The 3,392-nt window shown below is 62.4% G+C and carries 3 protein-coding genes; all 3 read left to right on the plus strand.

Going from position 1 to position 3,392, the window contains the following annotated elements:
* Positions 1-138: 138 nt before the first annotated feature.
* Genes E4M07_RS28895 through E4M07_RS28905 form a run of 3 tightly spaced genes read left to right on the plus strand, consistent with a single transcriptional unit; the run spans position 139 to position 3,321 of the window.
* Entirely contained in the window at positions 139-1,386 is a 1,248-nt protein-coding gene (locus E4M07_RS28895; protein ID WP_136661880.1) for a tyrosine-type recombinase/integrase, read from the plus strand.
* Positions 1,383-2,333 (plus strand): tyrosine-type recombinase/integrase, encoded by a 951-nt coding sequence (locus E4M07_RS28900; protein ID WP_136661881.1) that lies wholly within the window; start codon positions 1,383-1,385, stop codon positions 2,331-2,333. The genes E4M07_RS28895 and E4M07_RS28900 overlap by 4 nt, the downstream gene beginning before the upstream one ends.
* Entirely contained in the window at positions 2,326-3,321 is a 996-nt protein-coding gene (locus E4M07_RS28905; protein ID WP_136661882.1) for a tyrosine-type recombinase/integrase, read from the plus strand. Before E4M07_RS28900 ends, E4M07_RS28905 begins: the two co-directional genes overlap by 8 nt.
* The last annotated feature ends 71 nt before the right edge of the window (positions 3,322-3,392 follow it).

Below are 3,392 nucleotides of genomic sequence, written 5' to 3' on the forward strand. Positions count from 1 at the left end.
ACTGGCGCCCCAGGATGTTGATCGCTTCATGCACAAAAGATCGGCCGGGACGGGATAAGACGGTGATCGGGTCAATATGACTGACAGCACGGAGCCCGTTGCAGAAGCTTGGGCCTCCATCAACACGGAGGCACAACTATGTTTGAAGAGATCTTCTTCCCCCGAACCGCAGAGAAACATCGGGCAGCGCCGCTTGCCGAACCGAGGGCACGGTATCTTCACCACCTCAAGGAAATTGGCGCCAGTCGAGCCACCTTACGCAAATGCGCCAACGATCATCTCAACCTTGTCCGCCTTCTGAACCTGCAGGAAGACGACCGGATCAGCATTCAAGGCATCGAAGCAGCGGCGACGATCTGGTGTCAGCCGAAAGGACGCAGATGCAAGGAGGCCGCCACGGCCAAAGCCCGTCAACGCTTCGTCAGCCACTGTATCGACCTGCTGCATTATCTCGGTTGGGTCGAGGAGGCCGAAGAAAAGCGTCATCCACACCATGCCGAGGTGCGGATCTTCGAAGGGTGGTTGCGAAGCGAACGCGGCCTGTCCGATGCGACAATAGATGACTATCGCCGCGCGGCTGACCGCTTCTTCGTCTGGCTTGCAGGACGGGACACGCCGCTGGGTGCCATCCAGATGGCGGACATCGACGATGCCATTGCGGCAGAGCACAGGCGGGGCGCCTGGAGCCGGAGGACTATCCACGACTTTGCGCAGCGTCTGAGACCGTTCTTCGCCTTTGCCGAAGAGCGCGGCTGGTGTCGGACTGGGCTGGCTGCGGGGATCATGGCACCCAAGTACATGGTGGACGAGACCGTTCCGAAGGGTATCAAGCGCGAAGACGTAGTGCGTCTGCTGGCGTCCGTTCAGGGCGAGCGGCCGGTGGACAAGCGCGACCATGCGATCCTGATGCTGTTCATCGCCTACGGCCTGCGGGCCGGGGAAGTCGCTGGCCTGCGCCTCGATGATCTCGACTGGGAGAACGGGAGGCTTCGTGTCCACTGCTCCAAGCCCGGTCGAACCCATCTATGGCCGCTGTCAGATGAGGTCGGAAACGCCATCCTGCGTTACATTCGAGAGGCGCGACCGTCCGGCTTCGGGCGCAGCCTCTTCTTTACAGCGCATGCACCGATCAGACCCCTTGGCAGAAAGGCTTTGGGCAGGTTGGTCCGGAATCGCCTGGCCGGAATTAGTGTTGTCTCCGGTCGCCGAGGCCCACATGCCCTCCGACACGCCGCAGCCCAACATCTTCTGGATCAGGGCATGTCCATGAAGATCATCGGGGACTTTCTCGGGCACCGCGACCCGTCCTCCACCGCGATCTACGCCAAGGTCAACCTTGCGGCCCTTCGCGAAGTGGCGACCCTCGATCTGGAGGGGTTGGCATGAAGTTGCACGAGGCGATCGAGCAGTACGTGCTTTGGCGACAGGCGCATGGCGCAAAGTTCACGACGGCGCAGAATCTTCTGCGTCAGTTCCTCCGTCATGCCGACGGAGATGCCGAGTGTGACGCCGTCACCAAGGCGCAGGTTATGGCTTTCCTGGCAGGAAGGGGTCCCGTAACCCGGCATCGTGAGAACAAGAACTACGCTCTTGCCGGGTTCTGGCGCTATGCGATCAGCCGGGGCTATGCGCGCTGTTCGCCCTTGCCTGATAATGAACCGAAATCGCCTTTGCGTGCGCCGCCCTACATCTATGCGCGCGACGAACTGCAGCGGCTCTTTGATCCCGCGACCGTGGAGATCAGCCGCCGCGGTGCCAGGCAACTCGACGCAGCAACGTTCCGCACCCTGCTTCTTCTGCTTTACGGCGCGGGGTTACGCTTCAGCGAGGCGACCGGGCTCACGCGGGCGGATGTGGACCTGTCAGAGGCCATCCTGACGATCCAAGACACGAAGTTCCACAAAAGCCGTCTGGTTCCTGTGGGACCGCAGCTCGTGGCGGTGCTGGCAGACTACATGTCTGTGCGGCGGAGCGGCGGGCTTGCGCAGGGCGAAGCCGCGTTCCTGCTGGCAAACCGGGACGGCTCGCGCCTCGCCAGCACTACCGTTCAGACCGCGTTCGAAAAGCTGCGACGCATCGCCAAAGTGCACGGCGCAGAGGGCGGCCGGGAGGTTCCGCGCCTGCACGATCTCAGGCACAGCTTCGCCGTTCACAGCCTGACCGCCTGGTATCGTCAGGGGGCGGATGTGCAACGGTTGCTGCCGGTGCTTTCCACCTATCTCGGCCATTCCGATCTGGAAGGCACGAAGGTCTATCTGTCGATGACGCCGGCGCTCCTGCAGCAGGCATCGCTGCGTTTTGCGCTCTATGCGGGCGGGGGTGAGAATGCCTGAAGTTGTAACCCTTGGCCCATGGCTCCGGCGCTTCCTGGTCGAATACATCGTCACCGAACGCAATCTGGCCATGAATACCCGAACAAGCTACCGCGATACCTTCAGTCTGCTGCTGCCGTTCGTCAGCCGCAAGCTGCGCAAACCTGTCGACCGGCTGGCCGTGCTCGATCTCACCTCCGGGTTGGTGCTGCGGTTCCTCGCGCATCTCGAAGAAGATCGCGGCTGTTCCGTTCGGACCCGCAACCAGCGGCTCGCGGCGATCCGGGCATTTGCCCGCTTCGTCGGCAGCCGGGATCCGGCCCACGTCGAATGGTGCGGCCATATCCGCGCAATCGCATCGAAGAAATCCGTGCCGCCACCGGTCGGATGGCTGACGAGAACCGAAATGGAGGCCATGCTCGCCGTGCCCGACCGCAAAACCAGCCGGGGACGCCGCGAATACGCGCTGCTGCTCTTCCTCTACAACACCGGGGCTCGTGTCTCCGAGGTCACCCAATTGAAAGTGCGGGATCTTCAAATCGGGCGCGGCAACGGCGGACATGACCTCGCCACCCTGCACGGAAAGGGCGGCAAGATGCGCCAGTGCCCGCTGTGGCCGGAAACAGTGCGCGTTCTGGCCGAGGAGGTCCTCGGCCGCGCGGCTGATGACGCCGTGTTCGTCAGCAGGCTTGGAACGCCATTCACTCGCTTCGGGGTCTACAGGCTCATCGAACGTTGTGCAGCGCGGGTTCCGGAACTGGACGGCAGGACGACAACCCCACATGTGATCCGGCACACGACGGCCTGCCACCTGGTTCTGGCTGGCGTGGACATCAATACCATCCGAGCCTGGCTCGGCCACGTCTCGATCAGCACCACCAATATCTATGCCGAGATCGACCTCACGCTGAAGGCCAACGCGGTCGCTCTGTGCGAAGTCGGTCAGCCACGGCCCGGGCGCTCTTGGAAGGAGGACAAGGATCTGATGGCCTTCCTGAAATCCTTGTAGGTCAGAAGCCGTCTTATCCCGTCCCGGCCGATCTTTTGTGCATGAAGCGATCAACATCCTGGGGCGCCAGC

The organism is Nitratireductor sp. XY-223, assembly GCF_004959855.1.
Taxonomy (GTDB): Bacteria; Pseudomonadota; Alphaproteobacteria; order Rhizobiales; family Rhizobiaceae; genus Hoeflea_A.

Bases quoted from the DNA above. Each gene is read 5' to 3' on its own strand.
- E4M07_RS28895 (WP_136661880.1), top strand. From the start codon at position 139: ATGTTTGAAGAGATCTTCTTCCCCCGAACCGCAGAGAAACATCGGGCA.
- E4M07_RS28900 (WP_136661881.1), top strand. From the start codon at position 1,383: ATGAAGTTGCACGAGGCGATCGAGCAGTACGTGCTTTGGCGACAGGCG.
- E4M07_RS28905 (WP_136661882.1), top strand. From the start codon at position 2,326: ATGCCTGAAGTTGTAACCCTTGGCCCATGGCTCCGGCGCTTCCTGGTC.